This window comes from Porphyrobacter sp. GA68, assembly GCF_022605525.1.
In the GTDB taxonomy this organism is placed as follows: Bacteria; Pseudomonadota; Alphaproteobacteria; order Sphingomonadales; family Sphingomonadaceae; genus Qipengyuania_B.
On the sequence record NZ_JAKQYJ010000002.1, the window covers coordinates 1 to 23,813 of the forward strand.

General features: G+C 63.2%; 17 protein-coding genes and 1 tRNA gene. 8 read left to right on the forward strand and 10 right to left on the reverse strand.

Going from position 1 to position 23,813, the window contains the following annotated elements; genetic code table 11:
• Nucleotides 1-297: 297 nt before the first annotated feature.
• From LHJ54_RS07685 to LHJ54_RS07700, 4 genes are all read right to left on the reverse strand, one after another.
• Nucleotides 298-1,089 carry an alpha/beta fold hydrolase gene (locus LHJ54_RS07685; protein ID WP_228243306.1) on the reverse strand — a complete coding sequence of 264 codons (792 nt, stop codon included), beginning with the start codon at nucleotides 1,087-1,089 and terminating at the stop codon, nucleotides 298-300.
• Nucleotides 1,090-1,257: 168 nt separating this feature from the next.
• Nucleotides 1,258-3,231: a ParB/RepB/Spo0J family partition protein gene (locus LHJ54_RS07690; protein ID WP_228243307.1), complete on the reverse strand. Its 1,974-nt coding sequence runs from the start codon at nucleotides 3,229-3,231 to the stop codon at nucleotides 1,258-1,260.
• A 104-nt stretch (nucleotides 3,232-3,335) separates the two neighbouring features.
• Nucleotides 3,336-7,568: a strawberry notch family protein gene (locus LHJ54_RS07695; protein WP_228243308.1), complete on the reverse strand. Its 4,233-nt coding sequence runs from the start codon at nucleotides 7,566-7,568 to the stop codon at nucleotides 3,336-3,338.
• 71 nt (nucleotides 7,569-7,639) lie between these two features.
• Entirely contained in the window at nucleotides 7,640-8,347 is a 708-nt protein-coding gene (locus LHJ54_RS07700) for a toprim domain-containing protein (RefSeq protein ID WP_373457067.1), read from the reverse strand.
• Nucleotides 8,348-8,683: 336 nt separating this feature from the next.
• Between LHJ54_RS07700 and LHJ54_RS07705 the strand changes: the two genes are divergently transcribed.
• A complete protein-coding gene (locus LHJ54_RS07705) occupies nucleotides 8,684-9,268 on the forward strand; it encodes a lytic transglycosylase domain-containing protein (RefSeq protein WP_228243310.1) in 585 nt (194 codons plus the stop codon).
• A 5-nt stretch (nucleotides 9,269-9,273) separates the two neighbouring features.
• A complete protein-coding gene (locus tag LHJ54_RS07710; RefSeq protein WP_228244333.1) occupies nucleotides 9,274-9,471 on the forward strand; it encodes a DUF5818 domain-containing protein in 198 nt (65 codons plus the stop codon).
• Here LHJ54_RS07710 and LHJ54_RS07715 read toward each other — a convergent pair.
• Together LHJ54_RS07715 and LHJ54_RS07720 are read right to left on the reverse strand one after the other, a co-directional pair.
• Complete coding sequence (locus LHJ54_RS07715) at nucleotides 9,401-10,627, reverse strand: site-specific integrase (RefSeq protein ID WP_228243311.1); 1,227 nt, start codon at nucleotides 10,625-10,627, stop codon at nucleotides 9,401-9,403. The genes LHJ54_RS07710 and LHJ54_RS07715 overlap by 71 nt on opposite strands.
• 153 nt (nucleotides 10,628-10,780) lie before the next feature.
• Nucleotides 10,781-10,870, reverse strand: a tRNA-Ser gene (locus LHJ54_RS07720).
• Nucleotides 10,871-11,009: 139 nt separating this feature from the next.
• Between LHJ54_RS07720 and hspQ the strand changes: the two genes are divergently transcribed.
• Nucleotides 11,010-11,390 carry a heat shock protein HspQ gene (hspQ, locus tag LHJ54_RS07725; protein WP_228243312.1) on the forward strand — a complete coding sequence of 127 codons (381 nt, stop codon included), beginning with the start codon at nucleotides 11,010-11,012 and terminating at the stop codon, nucleotides 11,388-11,390.
• Between the two features lie 8 nt (nucleotides 11,391-11,398).
• Here hspQ and LHJ54_RS07730 read toward each other — a convergent pair whose 3' ends face one another.
• Nucleotides 11,399-12,289, reverse strand: a complete 891-nt coding sequence (locus LHJ54_RS07730; RefSeq protein WP_228243313.1) for an ABC transporter permease — start codon at nucleotides 12,287-12,289, stop codon at nucleotides 11,399-11,401.
• 131 nt (nucleotides 12,290-12,420) lie between these two features.
• Between LHJ54_RS07730 and LHJ54_RS07735 the strand changes: the two genes are divergently transcribed.
• The 4 genes from LHJ54_RS07735 (at nucleotide 12,421) to LHJ54_RS07750 (ending at nucleotide 16,478) form a co-directional block, all read left to right on the forward strand.
• Entirely contained in the window at nucleotides 12,421-13,188 is a 768-nt protein-coding gene (locus tag LHJ54_RS07735; RefSeq protein ID WP_228243314.1) for a GcrA family cell cycle regulator, read from the forward strand.
• A gap of 336 nt (nucleotides 13,189-13,524) precedes the next feature.
• Entirely contained in the window at nucleotides 13,525-14,307 is a 783-nt protein-coding gene (locus LHJ54_RS07740) for an enoyl-CoA hydratase-related protein (RefSeq protein WP_228243315.1), read from the forward strand.
• A gap of 373 nt (nucleotides 14,308-14,680) precedes the next feature.
• On the forward strand, nucleotides 14,681-15,724 hold the full coding sequence (locus LHJ54_RS07745; protein WP_228243316.1) for a TerC family protein: 1,044 nt from the start codon (nucleotides 14,681-14,683) through the stop codon (nucleotides 15,722-15,724).
• A gap of 34 nt (nucleotides 15,725-15,758) precedes the next feature.
• The gene (locus LHJ54_RS07750) at nucleotides 15,759-16,478 is read left to right on the forward strand and encodes a carbonic anhydrase (RefSeq protein WP_228243317.1); all 720 of its coding nucleotides are present in this window, start codon (nucleotides 15,759-15,761) and stop codon (nucleotides 16,476-16,478) included.
• Between the two features lie 76 nt (nucleotides 16,479-16,554).
• Here the strand turns inward: LHJ54_RS07750 and LHJ54_RS07755 are convergent, their stop codons facing one another.
• Nucleotides 16,555-17,649 (reverse strand): PepSY domain-containing protein, encoded by a 1,095-nt coding sequence (locus LHJ54_RS07755; protein WP_228243318.1) that lies wholly within the window; start codon nucleotides 17,647-17,649, stop codon nucleotides 16,555-16,557.
• On the reverse strand, nucleotides 17,649-19,814 hold the full coding sequence (locus tag LHJ54_RS07760) for a TonB-dependent receptor (RefSeq protein ID WP_228243319.1): 2,166 nt from the start codon (nucleotides 19,812-19,814) through the stop codon (nucleotides 17,649-17,651). Before LHJ54_RS07760 ends, LHJ54_RS07755 begins: the two co-directional genes overlap by 1 nt.
• Before the next feature lie 130 nt (nucleotides 19,815-19,944).
• On the opposite strand from LHJ54_RS07760, the gene recQ reads away from it, so the two are divergent.
• Entirely contained in the window at nucleotides 19,945-21,708 is a 1,764-nt protein-coding gene (gene recQ / locus LHJ54_RS07765; RefSeq protein ID WP_228243320.1) for a DNA helicase RecQ, read from the forward strand.
• 104 nt (nucleotides 21,709-21,812) lie between these two features.
• On the opposite strand, the gene acs is transcribed toward recQ, so the two are convergent.
• Nucleotides 21,813-23,738, reverse strand: coding sequence for an acetate--CoA ligase (gene acs, locus LHJ54_RS07770; RefSeq protein ID WP_228243321.1), 1,926 nt, complete (start codon nucleotides 23,736-23,738; stop codon nucleotides 21,813-21,815).
• Between the last annotated feature and the right edge of the window lie 75 nt (nucleotides 23,739-23,813).

Consider the following 23,813-nt stretch of genomic DNA (forward strand, 5'->3'; position numbering starts at 1 on the left):
AGCATCTCTGGATGGTAGGAAAGGCGCGCTAAATAGCAAACCGATTTAGCTTGTTGCCCTCAGCTCCGTTTTGGCTGTCCTGCAAGGGCGTTTCGACGACGGCAAAAGTCTATGCCAAGAGGGGTTTCTCCAGACCATTCTCTAATGCACCGGCTTGCGATACGGTCAGCAGTCGCTGTCCGCTTGGTCCGCTCCAAGATATAAAAGCTGCCTTTCCGCTTCCGGCCCAACCCAGGACCTTACAATGGGACTAACCCCTGCATAGGCACTCGATTTGCTTACCCGCCAGTTGCAGAATCATTTCAATCCCGAGATGCTTGTTGCATCCAGAATCACGCGGACGGTTTCCTCTGGCTGATCCCACATCGGGAAGTGTCCGCTACGCTCGAACCAGTGCAGCGTCGCTTCAGGAAAAGCTTTCATCGCGCGATCCGCCTGCTGCGGTAGACACAGCCGATCCTTGCGTCCCCAGCCTATGACAACGGGCGCAGCCGTTTTTGCAGGGCCCTCCTGCATTGCGCCGTTGGCGAGATCCTTCACAAGCGAATTGACGGTGGGCGTATCAGCCAATGACTTCAGTTCACGCGCAACGAATGCCGGATCGAGCGCCCACGGCCTTGCAGAGAGCTGGGCCAAGAGCACGGTCCGGCCTGCAACATTTCCGGTGATGGCAGAAAGCATCGGTCGCAGCGCGCGAACCAGAGCAACCGATGGCGTTAGGGTGGCTTTGAAGAAGGTGCGCTCCCACCCCTGCCAGAAGCCGCCGGGATCCAGTGCGACAACCGCGCCCGCATGGCCGCGCCGCGCCATCTCGAGCACTAGGCGAGCACCCAGCGAGCTGCCAACCATATCTATACCTGAGAGGTTCTCCGCGCCGAGCCAATCGTGCAAACTGCGCGCCAGCCCGTCAAACGTGCCGCTGTCGGCCTCTTCGGGTGTCTGCCCATGGCCGGGCAGGTCTACGGCAATCACCTCCCTGACTTGAGAAAGCGCAGACAGGATCGTGTTCCACGAGCCGCAGGTCGCCCCCAGTCCGTGGACAAGGAGGAGGGGTTTTCCGCGCCCCGTGCGCGTGTAGTGTATGGTCATCTAACGCCAACGTCTCGCACCGACGTATGGGCCCGTAGATGTCCACATTGCCGAATGTGAGGCCAAGAGCGGACGGTCCGCTTCCGGCCCAATTCCGGTCAAAATGACATAAGGCGGCCCGTCCGAACGGACGGACCGCCAACCGTGTAAGCCGACCTGTCAGGAGGGTCAGGCGGCTTTCTCGGTTACTACCTCTTCGATGTGTCCCGAGAGAGCAGCTGCTTCATCGGCATCAACGGCTTCTTCCCTTGGAGTGCCGAAACGCATGACGGCCGGAACCCAGGCCAGAGCCTGCTCTGTGACGTCGGCCTCGCCGATGAACTCACCCGAAAAGATGCGTTCGGCAGCGGAGGCGAGATCGGCTTTCTTGGAACCCGCATAGCGGCTGACAAGCTCGGGCCCGCCCACAGCATCGAAGGCTTCGAGGATGCGCGCTTTTGGCACGCGATCGAAGAAGTTCGCCGCCGTGGGCCGCCACCAATGCGCCATCTCGATCTCGAGCAGGGAGCCCAGCGCGTCGTGGAGCGGAAGTCCGCGATCACCATCGGTATTGAGGCTCGCAATGAGCGTGCGAGCGACCACGAAGCCGAGCCAGAGGCTCCGTGCTTCATCGGAAAGCCCTCGGAACGCTGAGAAACGCTCGATTTCCGAAGCGCCGGCGCGCCAACTTTCGTCGAGTGAGCCGGTGAACTCCGCCAGTGCCGCGCTCGCCGGAGCATCCTTGGCTTCAAATCCCGAGACCGGGCCGCTCGCAGCCGGCCCTGCGATCGTGACCGCCTTTTTGGCGCGCCAGTCGTGACCATCGGCATCGGCCAGCGTGAAGATCATAAGGTCGAGCGCCAGGCCTGGGTCGTTGGCAAGATGGATGGCAAGCACATCGCGGCGCTGCATCGCAAGTTCATCGAGCAGTCGCTGCGAATAGGTTGCAGGCTTGCTCGATGCGTCACCGTCGTTGTCGACCGGCTCGATGATGCCGTCGTCTGACTGTGCCACCTCGCTTTCCGTGTAGTACTGCGGAACGAGAGTAGGCTCGCCACCGCGCGACAGGACCAGGAAGGCCCCCGCTTCTTCCTTCAGATCGTCGGCAAGCACCGGCGGACGATCGTTGAGCGCTCGCATGGCCCGATCGATGCGTGCCAGTTGCTCCTCGGCTTTCGCGACCTCCTCCTCGCTGCTGTCCTCGTCCTCGAGGACTGCCGCTTCTCGGTCATAGTCTGCCTCGAGTATTGAAAGTTCCTCGGCTTCCGCTTCATTCAGCGGGGCCGGCTCGGCGGAAAGGCGGCTGAGCCCCTCGATCAGATCGTGGCAGACATAGGCCCCGAGTGTCGGACGGACCCACGCTAGGCCGAGTTCCCGCGCTTTGACGCTCGCTGCCTCCTCCATTTTCTTTTGAGCGAGACCCTCGAGCAGCGCGATATCGACCCAGCTCTCGCTGGCATCGTCGTCGAAAAGCTCGCGCTCGATCCGCCCGCCGGCTTGGAGATAGGCCTCGCGGCCAACCAGGATCGCGCGCGGGTCGCTGCCGCGCACGGTCGCGTCCAGCACCATCCGTCGAATCGTATCGGGCGTGATCTGGTACCAGGCGTCCTGCAGCTCGGCGAAGACATGCGCTTGCCGCTCGGTATCCGAGACCGCGCCATAGGCCTTGGCCATGTCGAGCGTGATCGCGCCTTCCGCCAGCGCTTCAAAGACGCACGGCGCAAGCGAAGCCAGCCGCAGTCGGCCCTCGACGAAGCGGATGGTCAGGCCGAAGCGACGGGCGACGTCCTCCGTCGCGGCGCCCGCTCCGATGATTGCGGCGAAGGCCTGCGCTTCGTCAGCGGGATTCATGGCCAGACGCTGGGAGTTCTCGGCTAGGCTCGCTTCCCGCACTTCGCATTCATCGCCTTCGATGACGAGGCAGGTCACTTCATGGGTTGTGGGAATTGCGCCGTCCTCGGCGAGCGACTGCAATGCGGCAAGCCGCCGCCCGCCGGCCTCGACTTCGAATTTGCCGCGCGCGGCCTTGCGCACGACGAGGTTCTGGAGAAGGCCGCGGGCCGCGATATCGGTTTTGAGCTGGGCATCGGCGTTGGCATCGCTCACCTTCCGCACGTTGCGCGGGCTCGGGGCGAGCTTCTTCAAGGAAATGGACTGGATCATTGATCGTCTCCTGATGGATTGAACGAACCGGTGCGGGTGCATCCCACAAGGTTCGCCAGTCCAAGGCACTCTCTTCTCTCTGCTGTGAGACGTGCTGCCGCTGATCAGGGGGCAAGCGCTTCAAGGATGGCCGGCCCATCGGCCACCGGCACGAACAGGCGCGTCCGGTAGCGGATGATCTCGGTGAAGCAGCCTTTGGCCTTGTACCAGTCGAGCCGATCGGGCGCGAAGCCAGTCAGCTCGATGCGCTGCTCGCCGCCGACGAGACTGCGCTTGACCGTCAGCAGATCATGGCTCTGCAAGGACTGTGCGGTGCCGCTGGAGAGCACGAGAGCGGCCAGTTCACCGGGAGTAGGCAAGACCGAGTTGCCGAGGCCGAAGGTCTGCGACACCTTGGCGATATCCGCGGCCACCACCTCGCGGCCGATGATGGAGGTCCCGTCGGTCGAGACGATACGGGTTACGCGCACGTGATCGCCGGGTAGGCGCTTCCAGACCGGAAGGAGCAGCCCGGTCGCGAGGTGCACACGTTCGCGAACCGGCTCCTTCACAGCTTCGATCTCTTCCGCTCGCCAGAGACGTTCGAACGAAACCGGATCGATGACCTCCCAGGCACTCTCGGCGAGCGCCTCGCGGGTCCAGTTGGCGGATTTGAGCGGACGCAGCAAACGCCGCCGCTCGATCACACTGCCGTCGTCGGCAATCAAACGGCGCGCGGGAACGCTGAGCGCGACGCGGCCGGAGCGTGCATTGTGCAGGGGTAGGCCATTGGGCGAGCCAATGTCCTGCAGTCGCGCGAGGCGCTCGAAGCGCAGCGGCCGCAAGTGCCGCTCGATCTCCAGCGAGAGGAGGCAGGTTTCAGCACCGGTGAGCGGGTCGCTGCGAAGGATCTGATCCGAAATTACTCGACAGCTGTCGACCTTGACCGTTTCGAGCCCGAGATCGAGTGTTCCCGCTTCGCGGGCGGCCTCCACGCGCGCTTCGATCAGAGCAAGATATTCGTCGAAGATCGCGTTCTGCATCCCAATCGGCAGCGCGAGCACGCGGTTGAGCCAGCGTTGTATCGACGGAAGGTCGTCCGTTAGACCGCCTTCGGGACCTTCGAGCCGCAGGCCGGTCTGGCGCACGAAATCGGCAAAGCTCGTCGCCTCGAGCTTGCCATCGTAGAGCAGGTGGAACCAGCGGCTCAGCGCGTCCCTGGCGTAATCGCTTTCTAGATTGTCGGCCGGATCGAATAGGTTCTGTCCACCCGTTTGCCGCTGTCCGCGGGTGAGTGCACCGAGGCTGTCCAGCCGCCGCGCGATTGTCGAGATGAACCGCCGCTCACCCTTCACATCCGTGGTCACAGGTCGGAAGAGCGGCGCGGAAGCCTGGTTGGTGCGATTGGTCCGGCCCAAGCCCTGAATCGCATTGTCGGCGCGCCACCCCGGCTCGAGCAGGAAATGCACGCGCCGCTGCCGGTTCTGGCAATTGAGGTCGGCGTGATAGGAACGGCCCGTCCCGCCGGCGTCGGAAAAGATCAGGATGCGCTTGGCGCCATCCATGAAGGCCTGAGCCTCGGCAACATTGGCAGACCCGCCGCGGCGTTCGAGCCGCTGTTGTCCGTCCCGCACCAGGACCAGTCGTCTCGTCCTGCCCGTCACTTCGGCGACGCTGCCGGTTCCAAAGTGTTCGATAATCGCATCGAGCGCGGTTGCGATCGGCGGCAGGGCGCAGAGCTGTTCGATCAGCGCATCGCGCGCGGCGACGGCGCGTGGACACATGACCGGATTGCCATCGTCGTCGCTCATCGGTTCGGAACGCAGATTGCCCTCTTCGTCGGTGAAAATCTGCATCAGACGAGTGGGGAAGCTCCTTGCGAGATAGTCGATGACATACTCGCGCGGCGAGAGATCGATATTGAGCGCTTCGCGTTCCTCGGGAGTCAGATCGGCCAAGCGGCGGTCGAGCATCGCCTCGGCGGTCGAGACCAGCTGCACGACGACCGAGTGGCCGGCCGCGAGCGACTCCTCCATCGCGGGGACCAGGCTTGGGAGTTTCATCGAGAGCAGGAGCTGAGCAAAGAACCGCTGCTTGGTGCCTTCGAAGATCGAAAGCGCGGCAGCCTTCGCGTTGCGGTTGAGCGTATCGCCGCTGTCCTCGTCGACTATCCGCGTGGCCCTAAGCCCCTCGTCGAGATTGCGATGAATGATCGCCCAGGCTTCGGCATAGGCATCGTAGATGGCGACCTGCGCACTGGTCAGACCGTGCTCGAGGATTTCGTACTCGACTCCGGCGAAGGACAAGGCGCGCGAGAGATAAAGTCCCTGAGCCTTGAGGTCTCTGGCGACGAGCTCCATCGCCGCGACACCGCCTGCCCGAATTTCGGTCGTGAACGCCTCATGTGTCGGGAAAGCGGTTTCGGCTCCCCACAAGCCGAGGCGGGTCGCATATCCGAGATTGGAAATGTCCGAAGCGCCGGTAGCCGAGGCGTAGAGAATCCGGGCGCGCGGAAGCCGGTTCTGCAGTCTTAGCCCGGCCATACCCTGTTCGGAGCCTTTAAAAGCGCCGCGCGCATTACGGCTGCCTATGGCGTTGGCCATCGCGTGGGCCTCATCGAACGCAATGACGCCTTCGAAATCATCGCCAGTCCAAGCGAGGATCTGGTCAAGCCGCGTATCGTCCGCGCGACCGGAGCGAAGCGTCGGATAGGTAATGAAGAGGATGCCCTGGGACCAACGAACCGGTACTCCCAGCTTCCAACCGGAGAGTGGCTGAATGTCGAGGCGCATACCGCCGAGTGCTTCCCAGTCGCGGCGGGCATCTTCGAGCAGCGCCTCATTCTTGGTAATCCAGATGTGTCGACGTTCGCCGTCAAGCCAGCGATCCATGATCACCGACGCGATCTGCCGTCCCTTTCCCGCTCCGGTGCCGTCCCCGAGGAAAAAGCCCTGACGATAACGAGCTCCATCCTCGGCCTGCTCGAGCGTGGTTCCTTCCTGAGTGGCTCGGAAGCGCCCTGGCAGATCGTGCGAAAACGCCTCGCAGGCATAGACGAGCGTTTCGAGTTGGGCTTCGGAAAGCAATTCGCGTGTTCGCCAGTCGGCGGGCATCTTTGGGCGCACTGTCGGTATCGGAGCCGCGACCGACCCCATCGCGATGGACTCCACGAGCGGCGTCGGATGGACCGGCGCGCCTTCGATCCGGATCCGGCTCGGGCGATAGGGAAGGTAGATCCCTGTCTGCTCCGGAACGGGCGCGGGCTCATCGAGGGTAGCATAACCGAGCTCTTCGAACGGCTCGCCAGGTACGGGGCGAGTAGCAAACGGAGCCGCGGGCCGGGCCTTTGCTGGCTTTCTCAAAGTGCCGGTCGCGGGCCGCGCGGTCAGCACGGCAAGGTCCGGAGTATCGCGAGCGCGCGGCGGGAGTCGGCCGATCAGCGTTGCCAGATCGGACAAATCGTCCGCTTCCGCAGTGACCACCGGTTTGTCGTCGATGGTCTTGTCGAACACCACCATGCGCACGGGAACGCCTGTGCCGTTCCTCCGGAACGCGCCGGCGATGCGCACATCGAGCCGCAGCCTGGCATCGCTCAACGAGCTGGCGAAGCGAGACGCATCGAAACCTTCCGGCATGATCGCGACGAGGCGAGCGGCGCTCTTCGAGAGACGGAACGCGCTGCGAAGGTGGCGCAACGCCGTTGCCGCACTGACCCCACGCTCGCGACTGCGCGCAAACGGCGGATTCATGAGGACTATGGTTGGCGGCCTGTGGGTCAGGAGATGATCGATGACCTCACCGTCGTGAGCGGTCACCGCTGCATCGGAAAACAGATGGGCAAGTGACTGTCGGCGAGCAGGATCGATCTCGTTGAGCGTGAGGTCGGAGCCTTGAACAGCCGGCCATAGGGCAAGCGCGCCATTACCTGCCGAAGGCTCGAGGGCCTGATCGGACGAGCGAAGCTGAGCCGCTTGCGCCATGAGCCAGGACAGCATGGGCGGGGTCGAGAACTGCTGCAGCTCGATCTGCGCCTCGCTACGCACATGGCGGGGGGGCAAGGCGGTTTCGAGCCATTCAAAGCGCGCGTCCGCTTCATGGATCGCGGTACCGAGCGTAATCCGGCCGTGAGACTTCAGCCACAGGAGCGCGCCGATCTCGATCGCATCGTTGTAGTCGTCGATGGACCAACCCGTCCCCCAGGTCTGGATCCCGGTCTCTTCGGCAAAGAGCGCAGAAATGGAGCTACGCGTAAGATGGCAGCCGTCGGCCAGACGACAGGCTACCCGTTCGCCGATCGTCACCGCCAAGGGCTGGGCACGAGGTTCAACGTCGGGTTCTGAAAATTCGAACTGAAGCATTGTTGGTCCTCCTGATGGAGGCATCGGGCACGAAGCCTTCTGCCGATCACGAGGCCAAAGCTTTCTCTTCTCTACGAAGCCCGCTTGCGGGCGAGCCAGTTCACCAGTTCGTCGTTCCAGTCGGTGTCGCGCCTTGAAGGACGCCGGACATGGATTGTCCGGCCTTCGAGCGCATGGCTCTGAAGCGCACGTTCCGCCGCCAATTTGCCGCCTGCATCGTAATCGACAAAGAGATGGAGCTCGGTGACACTCTCGGGGATCGAGACGAGCGCAAAGCGCTCATTACCAAGCGTTGCCCAGCACGGGACGCCGGTGAGTGCGCGAGCTGAGAGCGCGCTTTCAACACCTTCGGCGATGCCCAGCACTCCATCGATCGCAGGGAACAGTCGCACGGCGGCTGATCGGAGCGCACCGAGTGCACGCTTCGGGCCGTCGAATGCCGCGAGCCTGGGCGCCTCCGCATCGAGAAATGTTCGGTGAATGGCGATTGGCCCTTCGTCGAGGCTGACGGCTGCAATCATTGCTGGAATGAATTGCGCGCGGCCTTTGGGCCCTAGAGGCGTTCGGGAGTTGAAGCGCAGCGCGGGCGAGACAGCCGTGATACCCCGCGCTTCGAGATAAGCTTTGGCCGGGCTGCCGTTCAGGGGCGAGGCGCTATGCCATGTCCGGAGCGCACCTCGCGATGGCGACGGCTCAATCGTCGATCCTCCGGCATTCAGCGGAAAGCCGCCGAACAGCTGCGCGGGCGAAAGCCCCTCCCTTCTGAAAGCGTCAATCACGCTCGCTTGATCGCAGCCGGCGAAGCAATGGAACAGGATAGCACGTCGGCCCAGGGTGACGCCGAGTGAGGGAGTGCGATCATCGTGAGCCGGGCACCGGGCCATGCCCTTGGAACCCGACCAACGGCCGCCGCGGCTTTTGCAGAGTTGGCGGGCAGTTGCTTCGAGGGATTGTGTGCTCTGATCTTCACTTCGGGACTGCATCGGAAGACTCCATATCGCCTGCTCGCTTCCCCAGCGCTGCCTCCCCTCTTTGCGGTGTTCTAATCGCTTTCCTACAGGTTGATGTTCTTTTTATGTTCTCTTGCGATTCGGTGCAATCGAGGAGAACGCGAAATGGTAAGCCGGTTCATTGCAGGCTTGATCTGTGCAGCGAGCCTGACGGCTGGCGAAGGAGCGTTCGCTCAGGAATTTCGAATTTTCGATCACGACCATGGCACGGCGGGGGCCCCAGGCCCAGGAAGCTTCAGCAGCGAGAGCAGCCTACGTTCGCAAAGAAGTTCACTTGCGTTTCGCGCGGTAGTCCCCGGCTACCGCGAGGCGATCTACCTGCCGCTCATTCGCGAAGCGGAAGCAAGGTATCGCCTGCCGCCGCGGCTTCTTCAGGCTCTGATCTGGGCGGAATCCCGGTTCAACCCGCTTGCAGTCAGTCCTGCGGGTGCGGCAGGTCTTGCCCAGCTGATGCCGGCCACCGCCCGCGAACTCGGCGTCGCAAACCGGCATGATCCGCAGGAGAATATCGAAGGTGGTGCGCGCTATCTGAAGCAGATGCTCGATCGGTTCGGATCAGTGCATCTCGCCCTTGCCGCATACAACGCTGGACCCGGCGCCGTGACGAAGGCAGGCGGGATTCCTAGAAATCGCGAGACGCCTGGCTATGTGAGGAGCGTTCTCGACCGTTGGATGGCATACTCGAACTGATTGACATGAATCGCAAACGCATCACCGGACGCCTTGAACAAACTCCTCGGGGGTTCGCAGTCATTACTGATGCGGGTGAGCGTTGGGTTATCGAAGACTGTGTACCCGATAGCGCTCTTTTAGGTAACAACGTCATCGCGGAAGTCGTGGTTTCGGGGCTCGATCGGCTGCGAGCCGCTTGGATTGGTTCTCCGACCGCTTGACCTTTGCTCCCGGCGTAAGACAGAAATCCGCCCAATCCCGCATCAGGTTCACGCGCTTAGCGAAGAAGTCGGTTCGCCGATACGCGGCTTCAACCTTGTTCGGAATTGTGTGGGCGAGAGCCGCTTCCGCCACTTCTCCCTGATAATGAGTTTCTTCAGCGACCCAATCGCGAAACGAAGAGCGAAAGCCGTGGACGGTGCAATCGAGATCCATGTCACGCACGATCTTGAGCAGGGTCATGTCGGACATCGGGAGCTTCGGTCGTTGCCCCGGAAAAACAAGGTCGCTCGCCTCACATCGGAATACCCGGGCTCTTTCAACGACATCCAGGGCTTGGGGGGTGAGTGGAACATGGTGCTCGCGGTTAATCTTCATGCGCTCGGCAGGAATCGTCCAAACCGCTGCCTCGAGATCGATCTCCGACCAGCATGCCCCGCGCACCTCGCCCGAGCGCGAAGCGTTGAGGATCAGGAACTCCAGGGCCAAGCGACCGACTGAAGTGCGGCTACGCAACTTCGCGAGAAATGCAGGCACCTCTTCAAATGGCATCGCCGCAAAATGGCCCGACTTCCTGGGCTGCCTTGGCAATCCCTTCGCGATTGAGCGCATTGGTGCTTCGGTGGTCCGATAACCCTTCGCATAGGACCAGTCGAGGATCGTGCCTATTCGCTGCCGAACCCGGCGGGCGGTTTCCGGCTTAGCGAGCCAGATTGGTGCTAGAGCATCACGAATTGCGGGGCCTTCGATCTCAGAGACGAGCTGCTCGCCAAAGTGAGGAAAGGCATACGTCTCTAACGTCGCAAGCCATTGGGCCTGATGTTTGCCATTCTTCCAACTGGCCTTGTGCTCTTCGTGGACTTTAACTGCGGCGCTGCGGAAGGTGGGGATGACCTTCTTCTCCTTCTTGCGCTCGGCGATAACGTCCACCCCAGCCTTGGCCTGTCGGCGGACGTCCGCAGCGATCTCGCGCGCCTCGCCCAACAGAATTTCAGGATAGGAGCCGATCCCGATGTCCCGCCGACGTCCAGCATTCTGCACGCGCACGATCCAGCTTGCCTTGCCGGACTGATTGAGGACGAGGATCAACCCGTTGCCGTCGGAATAGCGCCCGGCATCCTTGAGGTTTCTAAGCTTGACCGCGGTTAAGCTGCCCATGTGTCCGCCGAACTCCTTTCCCCACATTCTTCCCCACACCATGCGCGAGATGCAGGGAAACATATAGAGAACGACTGAGAAGACAGCAAGCCAGAAAATGGCGGAAATCTGCCGCTTTTGGAGACAATCCGGGAAGTATAGGGAATTGGTAGTTGGCGGAGAGGGTGGGATTCGAACCCACGGTACGGTTGCCCGTACACCGCATTTCGAGTGCGGCGCATTCGACCACTCTGCCACCTCTCCGCGGGCTTTTTCGCGCCGGATTTGCCGGTGCGGGGCGATCAGGCGCGGCGGTTAGCCGATGCGCCGCGGCTTGCCAAGAGGGTGCAGGTCGGGTGCGCCTGCTTGTGCAGCATCAGGTTCTGCCCATATAAGCAGGCATATGGAGCAGACCGAGTTCTTTTCAGACCAGGCGGGCCGCACGATCACTGCGCCGCGCCACGCCACCAGCCGTTTCGGGATTGGCGACATTGTCAGCCACTGCCTGTTCGACTTTCGCGGCGTCGTTTTCGATGTCGATCCGGTATTCGCCAACAGTGAAGAGTGGTATGAATCAATACCGCCCGAAATCCGTCCGTCGCGCGAGCAGCCGTTCTATCACCTGCTGGCGGAGAGCGAAGAGTCCTATTACGTGGCCTATGTAAGCCAGCAGAATCTGCGGCCCGACGCTGACAACGGCCCTGTTGGTCATCCCGATATCGCGCAGATGTTCGAAAATTTCGAGAATGGCCGTTACCGCGTGCGCCGTTCTCTGACGCACTGACTGGCTTTTCAGCCCTTCAGCTTCCAGCCGGATTGCAGCACGCGGTAGGTGATTACCGCCAGAACTAGGTTCAGCACACCCAAGCCGGCTGCGGCGGCAAGGACAGCCACCTGACCTTCGCCGATGTCGCTCTGGCCGACAAAGCCATAGCGGAAGCCGGAAATGACATAGAAAAACGGGTTGGCCATGCTGACCGCCTGGAATGTGGGATGCAGCCGATCGATGGTGTAAAAAGTGCCGGACAGCAGCGACAGCGGGGCAACCACGAAGTTGGTGACGGCGGCATTGTGGTCGAACTTCTCCGCCCAGATCGACGCCACCAGGCCGAGCAGGGAGAGCATGATCGATCCCATCAGGCCGAACCACACAATGGCCCAGCCATGGGTGATTTGCAGCGTGAGGTTGGGATACAGCAGCATTGCCCCTGCCACCGCCAATCCGACCAGGAGCGCCCTGGTGACGCCAGACGCGACGATCCCCGTCATCAGTTCGCCTACCGAGAGAGGTGGCATCAGGAGGTCGATGATGGTGCCTTGTATCTTGCCCGAGAGGAACGAAAAGCTGGTGTTGGCAAACGCGTTCTGCATCATTGCCATGACAACCAGGCCAGGTGCGATAAAGCTGACGAAATTGACGCCGAGCACCTCGCGCTCGCTTCCTCGGCCCAGGGCGACCGAAAAAATGACCAGGAACAGCAGGGTGGTGACGGCAGGTGCCCAGACTGTTTGCGTCTGGACTTTCATGAAGCGCCGGACTTCCTTCAGGTACAGGCTCCACAGCCCGATCTTGTTGATCCCGCGGAACACCGGTTCCCCCGGCGGCAGGAACTGGCGAGGAACGACCGGATGTGTTGTGGTTCGCAGGGGGTCGCTGTGCGCGGCACTGTCTTGATCGGCCATGCCCGCGCGCCTAAGGACTGGCTCTGCCACTGGCAAGAGGACCGCCGCGCGCCTACATCGCCGCCGCACAGTTTATTTCACGGCTGAACCTGGGCGCACAGGTCGGCGTCAGCATTACTCGGGAACATCGCATGAGTTGGACGGAAGAACGAATCGCCAAGCTCAAAAGCTTGTGGGAAAGTGGCGCGACCGCCAGCCAGATTTCCGACGCTCTGGGCGGGGTGAGCCGGAACGCTGTTATCGGCAAGGCGCATCGCCTGGGACTGAAAGCGCGCCCCTCGCCGGTGAAAAGCGGAGCCGCGAAGGCGAAGCAGCCGGCGAAGAATACTGAACCCGCGTCCGAGGCGGCCGTTGAAACCACTCCCGCGGTTCGGCCTGTCAAGACGCCGCCCGTCGTTCGCAAGGACAAGCCCGTTGCAGCCGAACCAGCGGCAACCCCGCCAAAGCACGATCAACCGGCGGAAGAGGTGACCGCGCCCGCACCGTCGCCCCAAGAGCCGCCCGAGGCTGCGTCAACGGGCGCTCAGGTCCAGCCGGTGTCAGCACCCACGAACAGCGCCGCTCCGCGTATCGTCTCGGTGGGGCCGGGAGGCTTTCTCAGGCAGGGGCCTGGCGATCAGCAGGCTCCGATACCGCCGGCGCCGCCGCGCCGCCTGGTGCCGGCCAAGCCAAGCCCTGAGATCGCTGGCAAGACCAGCCTGCTTGACCTTAGTGAACGGGTCTGCCGTTGGCCGATGGGTCACCCTGGAGAGGCGGATTTTCATTTCTGCGGGGAAGCGGTCAATCCCGGCTTCCCTTATTGCGTCGAACATTGCGGCCGGGCCTATCAGGCGCAATTGCCACGCGGGGTGCGCCGACCGCCGCCGCCCCTGCCGTTCGGCGGGCCGCGCGTGCGTTGACCTTGCGTTGGCCGGGGACGCACGCTTGTGCGGAGTGCCGGGCATGCGGCTGGCCGACCCTCAGCCGTCCGCCGGAGCATCTATCCCGCAGTCGCCTGAGCGATCGTTAGGGGTGTTCTGCGCGATTGAGCGAGGATGATTGCAGGCGGCGCCCTTTCGTCCTGGACGGTAGCGGCGCGAACAAGCACTTCCGGTCCGGCTTGCGCAACCAAGCCGTACCTTCCATGCGCCAGCGGCCCGTGACATCATCCCCGTCCGGCGTGTACGGCTGGCGATGGCGGGAGTGCTCGGCGGCATCCGGGCCCGCTTCGCCGCAGGTTTTTCAGGGGACGCTCGATGCAATACCACACGATTAAGGTTGATACCGACGGCGCCACTACAACCATCACCCTCAACCGACCGGAGCGGCTCAACGCCTGCCCACCGCAGATGGCGGACGAATTGCGGGACGTGCTGAGCAACCCGGGCGCTGCGCGATGTTTCCTGATAACGGGCGAGGGGCGCGCGTTCTGTTCCGGTGCTGACCTTGCCTCGCGGGGCGAGCAAGGCGTCAGTGGCGGACGCGCCGCGTATGACGCATTGTCTCGCAGCTACAATCCCCTGATGATGCAGATGGCGCATTGCGCGGTGCCGATTGTGGCGGCGGTCAACGGCCCTGCTGCCGGTATCGGCTGCTCTATCGCGCTGGCCGCGGATCTCGTCGTGGCTGGCAACAGTGCCTATTTTCTTCAGGCGTTCGTCAACATCGGGCTGGTGCCGGACGGCGGTGCGAGCTGGATGCTCCCGCGCCTCGTCGGCAAGGCCCGAGCGATGGAGATGATGCTGCTGGGCGACCGGATCGGCGCGGACAAGGCAGAACAGTGGGGCCTCATCCACAAGGCAGTGGCGGACGATGCGCTCATGGAGGAAGCGCACGCGCTCGCCACCAGACTGGCGAGTGGCCCCACGCTTGCTCTGGCGCAGATGCGGGCGAACATCTGGCGCGGTCTCGATCAGGATTTTTCCACGGCCCTGCATAACGAGGCGGTCGCACAAAGGGCAGCGGGCGACAGCGCCGATGCGCTGGAAGGTGGAATGGCTTTTCTGCAGAAACGCAAGGCCTCTTTCCAGGGCCGATGACTGCATGCTGGTCGCATCGGCCCAGCCCGTTAGCAGACTTGCGCAAGGGTCGATCGCGCCAAATGGAGTTGACGGGCAGCCCTCGGGTAAAGCTCGCCCAGCCGTGCTGCGGTTGTAGATTTTAGTTACGCAGCAGTGAACAAGCTGCTATTGTTTCCGGGAAACATCGGGTGTGCAGCCAACGTCTTCCCAATCCGCCTGTTGCTAGGCTTATCCTTCAACCTGTTGTGTTCCAGCCTGGCCCCGACGGCTCCTGTAGTTTCGGGCCGGGCCGGATAGGCGAACCCAGTGGCTCCCTTGGCGCCGCTCCGTCAGGCGAAGGATGATCCGAAGCTTCCGGACTAAAGAAGCAAGTCGAGAAGCGAACTAAGTCATGGTTGAATTTCTTGCCGGTAACTGGCTTGGCACGCCGGTCTGGTTCTGGGGCGCGTTCCTCGCCATTGTGATCTTGCTGACCGCTTTCGACCTGGGCGTGTTGCACAAGGAAGATCGCGAGCTGGGCATCGCCGAAAGCCTGAAGCTGTCGGTGTTCTATATCACCGTGGCCTTGCTGTTCGGCGCATGGGTCTGGGCAGAGCGCGGCGCGACCGCCGGAATGCAGTACTATACCGGTTTCTTCATCGAAAAGGCGTTGTCGATCGACAACGTGTTCGTGATCAGCCTGATTTTCACCTATTTCGCCATTCCGCGTAAATATCAGTACCGCGCCCTGTTGTGGGGCATCATGGCCGTCATAGTGCTGCGTGGCATCATGATCGCAGGCGGGGCGGCGATCCTGGCTGAAGCGCACTGGGTGCTGTGGCTCTTCGCCGCGTTCCTGATCATCACGGGCATCAAGATGTTCTTCGCCGGCGATCAGCAGATGGATGTCGGCGGGAACCCGGTTGTCCGCTGGATAAGCCGGCACATGCGCGTGACGGAGGAACTTCACGGGCAGCGTTTCCTGGTCAAGGTGCCCCATGAACGGACGGGGAAAATGGTTGTCGCTGCAACCCCGCTGCTGCTCGCGCTGGTGGTCATCAACCTTGCCGATCTGGTTTTCGCACTGGACAGCGTGCCGGCCATTTTCGCCATCACGACCGACACGTTCATTGTCTACACCTCCAACATCTTCGCCATACTTGGCTTGCGGGCGCTCTATTTCGCGCTCGCTGCAATGGTGCACCGCTTCCACTACCTGAAGTATGCACTCGCCGCCGTGCTGGTGTTCATTGGCTCGAAGATATTCGTGACCGACTTCCTGCTTGGCGGGGAGAAGTTCCCCGCGTGGATCAGCTTGTCGGTGACTTTCGCTCTGATAATCGGGGGTGTACTATACTCTCTGTGGAAAACAGAGGGAGAGCCTGAGCCCGGCTGGCCGGCAGAGCATCCCGATTCCGAACTGGCAGCAAAAGGGGTTGCGCCAACCCAGGATTGAGCCGCAGGATGCGGCACTCAGGAGGAGGGATCTCGTGGCGACACGCAGACAGTTGATCGGCGGGGCGAGCGCGATTGGTGCGGCGGCTTTGATGGGTGGATGTTCGGGTCTGAGCGCCGCGACACAGGGCGTTGCGACAGCGCCGCCGGGCCGCGATCTGACACCCGATCAGGCGCTGCAATTGCTGATCGATGGCAACGAAAGGTTCCTTAGCGGAGCTGCGGTCAGCGAATTGTCGAGCGCCCAGCGGAGGCTGGCATTGGCGCAGACGCAGGAGCCGTTCGCCGCCTATGTCACCTGTTCAGACAGCCGGGTGCCGCCGGAAGTGCTGTTCGGCCGCGGCCTTGGCGAGCTTTTCATCATCCGCAATGCCGGAAACACCGTGGATACGGTGGCGCTCGGCTCCATTGAATATGCGGTGGCAGTCCTGGGCGTGCCGCTGATCGTGGTGATGGGTCACGAACGGTGCGGAGCGGTGGCCGCCGCAACGCAAGTCGTGACCGAGAATGCGACATTTCCCGGGGCGATCGGACCGATGATCCAGCCGATTATCCCGTCGGTCCTGAAGGTCAGGGGAGAACCCGGCGATCTGGTCGACAATGCGGTCCGGCAAAATGTGCGCGATGTTGCCACCCGTCTGCGCACGCAAACAGACCCGTTGATGCAGGAGCCGCTAAGGGCGGGCAGGCTGAAGGTAGTGGGTGCCTATTACGATCTCGATACCGGCCGGGTTGACTTCTTCGACCGCGGTTGAGCGCATTGACGCCGCAGCAGCTTCCAGCTGCGACACGGGGCTGGCTTGCTGATCCTGCGTTTCCTGTGCGGCGCGCTCAGCGTTGCTGCGCCCAAGACCCCTGAGGTGCCTCTGTGCCGATCGGCTTGACGGGGCCTTTCCTCCGGTCCGCGAACCAGAAGCTCCACACCGCCAGGGTTCCGAGCAGGACAAGGATGAGGCCGCCGGCGGTCAGAGCCAGCTTCCAGACTATTCCTCCGACTTTTCCGGCATGAAGCGGATAAAAGGTGTCCTGAACCGCCTGTGCCCGGTTTTGCACCGCCGGGTTGACGGTGCCGACAACGTTACCGGTGGCGAGATCCAGGTAAACGTAGGTGCGGCCGTTGGGCGTCCACTCAAACGGCTGCCGCAGGCGGATGGTTGCGGCTTTGGCCGGATCCCGCGGCATTTGCAGCCGCCGTACGGCCGCGTCGGGAAAGGCAGACTGCGCATTGGCCAGTGCGCGCGTCCAGTCCGGCCGCGCAGGCGGTACTGCCGTCACCGGCGGAGCTTCTGGCCGAGGAGGCAGGGATCCGAGCGGCGAGAGCACCACCGCGGCGAGCGGCTTGAAAGCCATTAGCGCGCCTGTCGCGCCGATCAGCAACAGCACCGGCAGGGCGATCATGCCGATGTCGCGGTGCTGCCGAACAATGGCCGGACGGGTCATGCGGGGCGGCAGCAGGCGGAGCCGAAACGTCTTGCGGGTGCGCCACCACAGAACCGCGCCAGTCATAGAAAACCCCAAGAGCAGCAGGCCCAGTCCACCCACCACGAGCTCGCCGGTATCGCCGGCAAAGAGGTAATGATGAAGATCGAACACCCAAAGTTCGGGGCGTTCCCACTGGCTCGCCCACTGCTCGACGACGTGCCCGTTTTGATCGACGTAGGCGCCGCTTTCGTCACGGTAGATGGCCTGATGCAACCCGAAGTTTTCGTCGGCAAAGGTGATGTAGGACAGATCGCCGCCGCTCGTCGCGACTTCGACGGCCTGTCCAAGGTCGACGGTGCTCGATTGCAGGGGCGTCTCCGCACCGGCGACGCTGACCCAGCTGTCCTTCCACACCAGTAAAGCGCCGGACAGGCCCATGATGGCCAGCAGCAGGCCGGCGATGCCGCCTGTCCAGCGGTGGAGGAGTGCGATGCCTTGCATCATCAGAATTGGCCCTGCCAGCTGACCGTCACCGTGCGACCGCGGCCGGCAAAGAAGCGGTTGTTGTCCGTGACCCGCACTGTGTCGCTGTCATAGGTGATGTAGAACTTGTCGGTGAGGTTCTGCGCGGCCAGCGAAAATTCTCCCAGCAACGTTCGATAGGCAACATAAGCGTCAAACAAGGTGTACCCGGCGAAGTCTGCTGCCGGGGGCTGGCCGGTAAAGCTGCGCGACAGATAGCTGCGCGACGCGAGCCGGAGGGTGACAGGACCGCTGCTGTAATCCAGCGCGACGTTCAGCCGGTCCGGCGAGATGTTCGCGCCGTCAAGGTCGACGTCGACACGGCCATCGTTGTTGCCATCGGTGCGGCCCCGCAGGTCGGCGTAAGCTGCACTCAGCACCAGGCCCGGTGCGAAGGGCATCTCCACGGCCACGGACCCTTCCAATCCCTCTACCTCGATCGGCTGCCGGGCAACGCTGAAGATGCCATCAGCCCCCAGGACGAGCAGCGATCCAAGGTCGCTCGACGACCAGAAATACGTCAGCGAGGCGTCAAGGATACCGCGGTCGAATTCCAGCCCCAACTCCCTGTTGTTGGAAATGACCGGTTCCAGCGAAAGAAAGGTATCGACGTCGATATTCGGCTCGGTGATGCCGCGAAGGATGCGGCCGACATCCGCGATCGTGAACCCTTCGGCGTAGCTGGCGTAGGCGCGGAGCCCCTCCATTGGCTCGACGATTACGCCGCCGTTTGGCAGCAGCCTGCTGAATGCCGGCGACCCGCCTGCGACCCTCAGCGGGCGGTAGGTCGCCACGTTGCGCGGATCGCTTGCGCCGTAAAAGGCGAGGGTGTCGTAATCCTCCACGTTCAACCGCACGTTTTCATACCGAACGCCGCCTGCCAGGCGCACCAAGCCACCCGCGATCGCCAGATTTCCCTGAACGAATGGAGCGAGGCTGCGGAAATCAGTCTGCGGGACCCAGGCGCGGCCGGTCTGGACCAGAAACTGTTCGGTCCGATCAAACAGCGCGTCGAACCCGCCGGTCACCACGAGACCATCCAGCCCGGGTATGGCCCGTTCATAGCTGACCTTGCCGCCCAGCTTGCGGGATTTGTTGGCGGACTGGTCGAACAACTGCCCGGTGGGATCGATGGCTGGATCCTGAAACGTGCTGAAGATGCCGCCTCCGAATATGTCCAGCGTCCTGCTGTAGAACCCCTGCAACTGAAACACGCCGCCAGCAAGGTCGCTTTGGGTCAGGGAAGCTGAAAGCAGGTCCGCGTTGTTCCTGGCCGGATCACCGGGAGTAGGGCCGCGCCGGCTGGAGGTCGGCAGTCCGACTGCGCGATTGCCGGGCACCAGCACATAGTTGTTGTTGCCTTCCAGTTCGAAATGGTTCGCAAGCACTTCCAGTCGCGTGGTTGGAGACAGGTCATAGCCCAGGCGGGCAAAGACAGACCAGCTGTCGCTGTCCTGTATCTCTCCTTGTGTGCCATCCACTCCGATACGCTGGCCGCGCCCGTCCAGAAAGACGCCGCGCCGCTCGAATGTGGCGCCGATGCTGGCGTCCAGCCCGCCTGTGCGCCAGCCGATCAGGCTGCCCAGCTTGCCGCCGAGTGCTTCACCGGAAAGACCGTTGGGGGCGGTGCCGCGCAGCAGCACCCGCGCAGCGGCTCCTTCGCCTGTCGGAGCGCCCACCGTCACCTGGTTCACCACACCGCCGGTTGCGCCGATACCCTGCAGAGCGTTGGAGCCGTAGATTACCTCCACCCGGTCGATGAAGAACGGATCAATGGTGTATCCGTCGCGCGATCCGTCGCGAACGGGCGTCGACTGAGGTATGCCGTTGATGGCGTATAGCGGCGACCGCCCGCGCAGCGATTCGCCAGCCCCCGATAGCTTCTCGCGCGTGGGGGAGAACGACGGGAGCAACGCCGACACCGCGTCCACTGTCGAGCCGGCGATGGCAATCTGCCGGTCGAGTTCCTCCGCCTGGATGATGTCAACCGTCAGCGGCAGCGCGCTGGCAGGAAGCTGTGTTCGTGCGGCGGTGACAATGATGGTGTCCGGGGGCGGCGCGACCTGTTCATCGCCCGCCGTTTCGGCGGTGGCCGGCTGGGCCGCTACCGTCAGGCCGGCGGCGGTCAACAACATCATGCGCTTCATGGCGGCTCCCTTGCACTCCCGGGGCCCTCTAGTGATAGTGCGAGTAATTCGCAATAGCTTAAGTGCCGCCGTCGGTTTTACGCGCTGTTTCATGATTGGTCACATTGCGAACTTCGGCTAGGCCGCACGGATGCTAGACCAGGCGCGCCAGGCGCTGCGCACTACCTTCGGTTTTGCGGACTTTCGCGGCAGACAGGCCGATGTTGTTGCCCGTGTGCTTGCGGGGCAGAGGACGCTTGCCGTGATGCCAACCGGGGCCGGCAAGTCGCTGACCTATCAGCTCCCTTCGGTGATGCTGGAGGGTACCTGCATCGTCATCAGCCCGCTGATCGCGCTGATGCATGATCAACTGCGCGCGGTGCAGGCCGCCGGCATCAGAGCCGCTACGCTGACCAGTGCCGACACAAATCAGGCGGAGACGGTGGAAAGATTTCGGGCCGGAAGGCTCGACCTTCTTTATGTCGCTCCTGAGCGGGCTTCGCAGGCGTCGTTCCGTAGCCTGCTTGAACAATCCCGGCTTGCGCTGTTCGCCATCGACGAAGCGCATTGCGTAAGCGAGTGGGGGCACGACTTCCGACCGGATTACCGCCTGCTGCGGCCGTTGCTGGATCAGTTCGCCGGCGTGCCCCGCCTCGCACTGACGGCTACCGCTGACGCGCATACGCGCGCGGACATTCTAGACCAACTGGGCATCCCGGACGATGGCCTGATCATCGCCGGGTTCGATCGGCCGAACATCCGTTACGCGATCACCATGCGCCAGAACCCCACGCGGCAGATTGCTGCTTTGCTGGCCGATCATCCCGGTTCCGGGATCGTATATGTGCAAAGCCGCGCCGGGGCAGAAAAGCTTGCGGCCCAGCTTGGGCAGGGCGGGCGAGCGGTGCGTCCCTATCATGCGGGTTTGCCGCCGGAAGTGCGCGCCGCCAATCAGGGCGCCTTCGTGGAAAGCGAAGATATGGTGATGGTCGCAACGGTCGCGTTCGGAATGGGGATCGACAAGCCTGACGTGCGCTTTGTTGCCCATGCGGGGCTGCCTAAATCCATTGAGGCATATTATCAGGAAACCGGCCGCGCCGGCCGCGACGGAGATCCGGCGGCGGCCCACCTGTTCTGGGGTGCCGACGACTTTCGCCGCGCGCGGCAGCGCCTCTCAGAGCTCGATCCGTCCCGCCGCGATGGGGAGCGGCAACGGCTGAGCGCCCTGAGCGGCCTTGTGGAGACGGCGGAGTGCCGGCGGGCAGTGCTGCTAAGGTATTTCGGGGAGGAGCCGCCAGCCAAGTGCGGTAATTGCGACAATTGTCTGTGGCCGCCGGAAACGGTGGACGGCACCACCCTCGCGCGCAAATACCTTTCCGCGGTGTTCCGCACGGGGCAGGTGTTTGGTGCTGGTTACGTCGAACAGGTACTGGCCGGGCAGTCGACCGAACGCAGCCTGCAGCGGGGCCACGAAAGTTTGTCCGTATGGAACATCGTAGCGGGAGAGGAGGCGGCGCTGCTAAAGCCGATCGGGCGCGCCCTGCTGCTGCGCGATGCGCTGCGCCCGACGGAGCATGGCGGTCTGGCGCTGGGTCCGGCGGCGCGCGGTCTGTTGAAGGGGGAGGAGGAGCTGCGCCTCGTCCTTCCGCCCAAGCGTGTCAAAGCAAGCCCCAGCAGGCAGAAGGGCAATCCAGTCGGCGACCCCCTGTTCGAAGCGCTGCGCAGCAAGCGGCGCGAGCTGGCGGAGGAGGCAGGCCTTCCTCCCTATGTAATTTTTCACGATTCGGTCCTGCGCGACATGGCGGCGGCGCGGCCAGAGAGCTTGCAAGCCATGGAGCGGATCGCCGGGGTGGGCGCCCGGAAGCTGGAAGCGTTCGGCGACGCTTTCTTGCGGGTCATCAGGGATGCGGGTTGAGACTGTTCGCGCCGCCGCGCGGTCAGGACCGCGCACGTTCCTTCTCTGACCGCCCATGCAGCCTGCGAGCTGGACGCAACGGGGCGCCCCCTGCGGAGTGGATTTCAACCAGCGCGGCCCGCAACCAGCCGCTCGATCAGCGCCGGGTCGGCCAGCGTGGACACATCGCCGAAGCCCTCCGTTTCGCCTTCGGCAATCTTGCGCAGGATGCGGCGCATTATCTTGCCCGATCGCGTCTTGGGAAGCGCATCGGTGAAGTGGAGCACGTCGGGCGTCGCCACCGGCCCGATTTCGCGGCGAACCTGCGCGCGCAAGTCAGCCATCAACTCATCCGACCCTTCCCGTCCCACGACCAGGGTGACGTAGCAGTAGATGCCCTGACCCTTGATGTCGTGCGGAAAGCCGACCACCGCGGCTTCCGCAACGGCCGCGTGAAGGACCAGCGCGCTTTCCACCTCCGCTGTGCCCAGACGGTGGCCGGACACGTTGATGACGTCGTCTACACGGCCGGTGATCCAGTAGTAGCCGTCGGCGTCGCGGCGGCAGCCGTCGCCGGTGAAATACTTGCCCCGATACGCCGAAAAGTAGGTGTCGACGAAGCGCTGGTGATCGCCCCAGACGGTGCGTGCCTGGCCAGGCCAGGATCGCGCGACGACGAGATTGCCCTGACCTGGCCCGTCCATTACGCGCCCTTCCGGGTCGACCAGTTGCGGCTCGACGCCGAAGAAAGGGAGGCCAGCGCTCCCCGGTTTCATGGCGTGGGCGCCGGGCAGCGTGGTGATCATTACGCCGCCTGTTTCGGTCTGCCACCACGTGTCGACCACCGGGCAGCGCTTCTCGCCAACCACCTCGTGATACCAGCGCCATGCTTCGGGGTTGATCGGTTCTCCAACTGTGCCGAGCAGGCGCAGCGAAGCGCGGCTGCGGGAACGCACCGGTTCGTCACCCTCGCGCATCAGCGCCCGAATGGCCGTTGGTGCGGTGTAGAGGATGCTCACCTGGTGCCGGTCGACCACGTCCCAGATGCGGCCCGGATCGGGCCAGCCAGGCACACCTTCGAAGATCACCTGTGTCGCCCCGTTCAGCAGCGGCCCGTAGGTGACATAGGAATGGCCCGTCACCCAGCCTATATCGGCGGTGCACCAGAACACTGCGTTCGCGGAGTAATCGAATACGTAGTGAAACGTGGCGGCGGTCCACACGCCGTATCCGCCGGTCGTGTGCAGCACTCCCTTGGGTTTGCCGGTGGAGCCGGAGGTGTAGAGGATGAACAAGGGATCTTCCGCTCCCATCACCTCGCATGGGCAGGCGGTATCGGACGCGAGGTCGGCCAGCCAACGGTCGCGGCTGTCCGTCATCGCCACTGCCTCGCCCGTGTGACGCACGACGAGCACACCGTCGACCGGCGCGTCGGTAAGCGCCAGCGCGGCATCGACATTGGCCTTTAGCGGTACCGGCCTGCCACCGCGCATCCCCCCATCTGCGGTAATGACAAAGCGGCTGCCGCAGTCGCGGATGCGGCCGGCCAGCGCTTCGGCCGAGAAGCCTCCGAACACGACCGAGTGGACTGCCCCCAGACGTGCGCACGCCAGCATTGCGGTCACGCCCTCGACGATCATGGGGAGGTAGATCGTCACGCGGTCGCCGCGCCGCACGCCCAGCGTTTTCAGCGCATTGGCCATGCGGATTGTTTCCCGCAGCAGGTCGGCATAGGTGAGGGTGCGCCGCTGCCCATCCGGGTCGTCGGGTTCGAAGATCAAGGCAGGATTGCCGCCGCGCCCCGCTGCCACATGGCGATCGACGGCGTTGTGACACAGGTTGAGCGTGCCGTCGGAATACCAGCTGATGTTCACCGGATCAAAACACCACTGTCCCGCGACTGTCGGTGCGTTCACCCAATCGAGCCGCCGCGCCTGGTCAAGCCAGAAGCCATCCGGATCCTCCAAGGAACGGCGGTAGCGTTCTTGATACTGCTCTGGCGTGCAGTGGGTCGGCCGACCGGAAAGAGGGGGTTGGACAAGATCGCTCATCAGATCATCAACTCCTGAGGGTGGCCACATCATGGCGCGCCTGCGCCCGGCACTGCAAGAGGTGAACCTATGCCG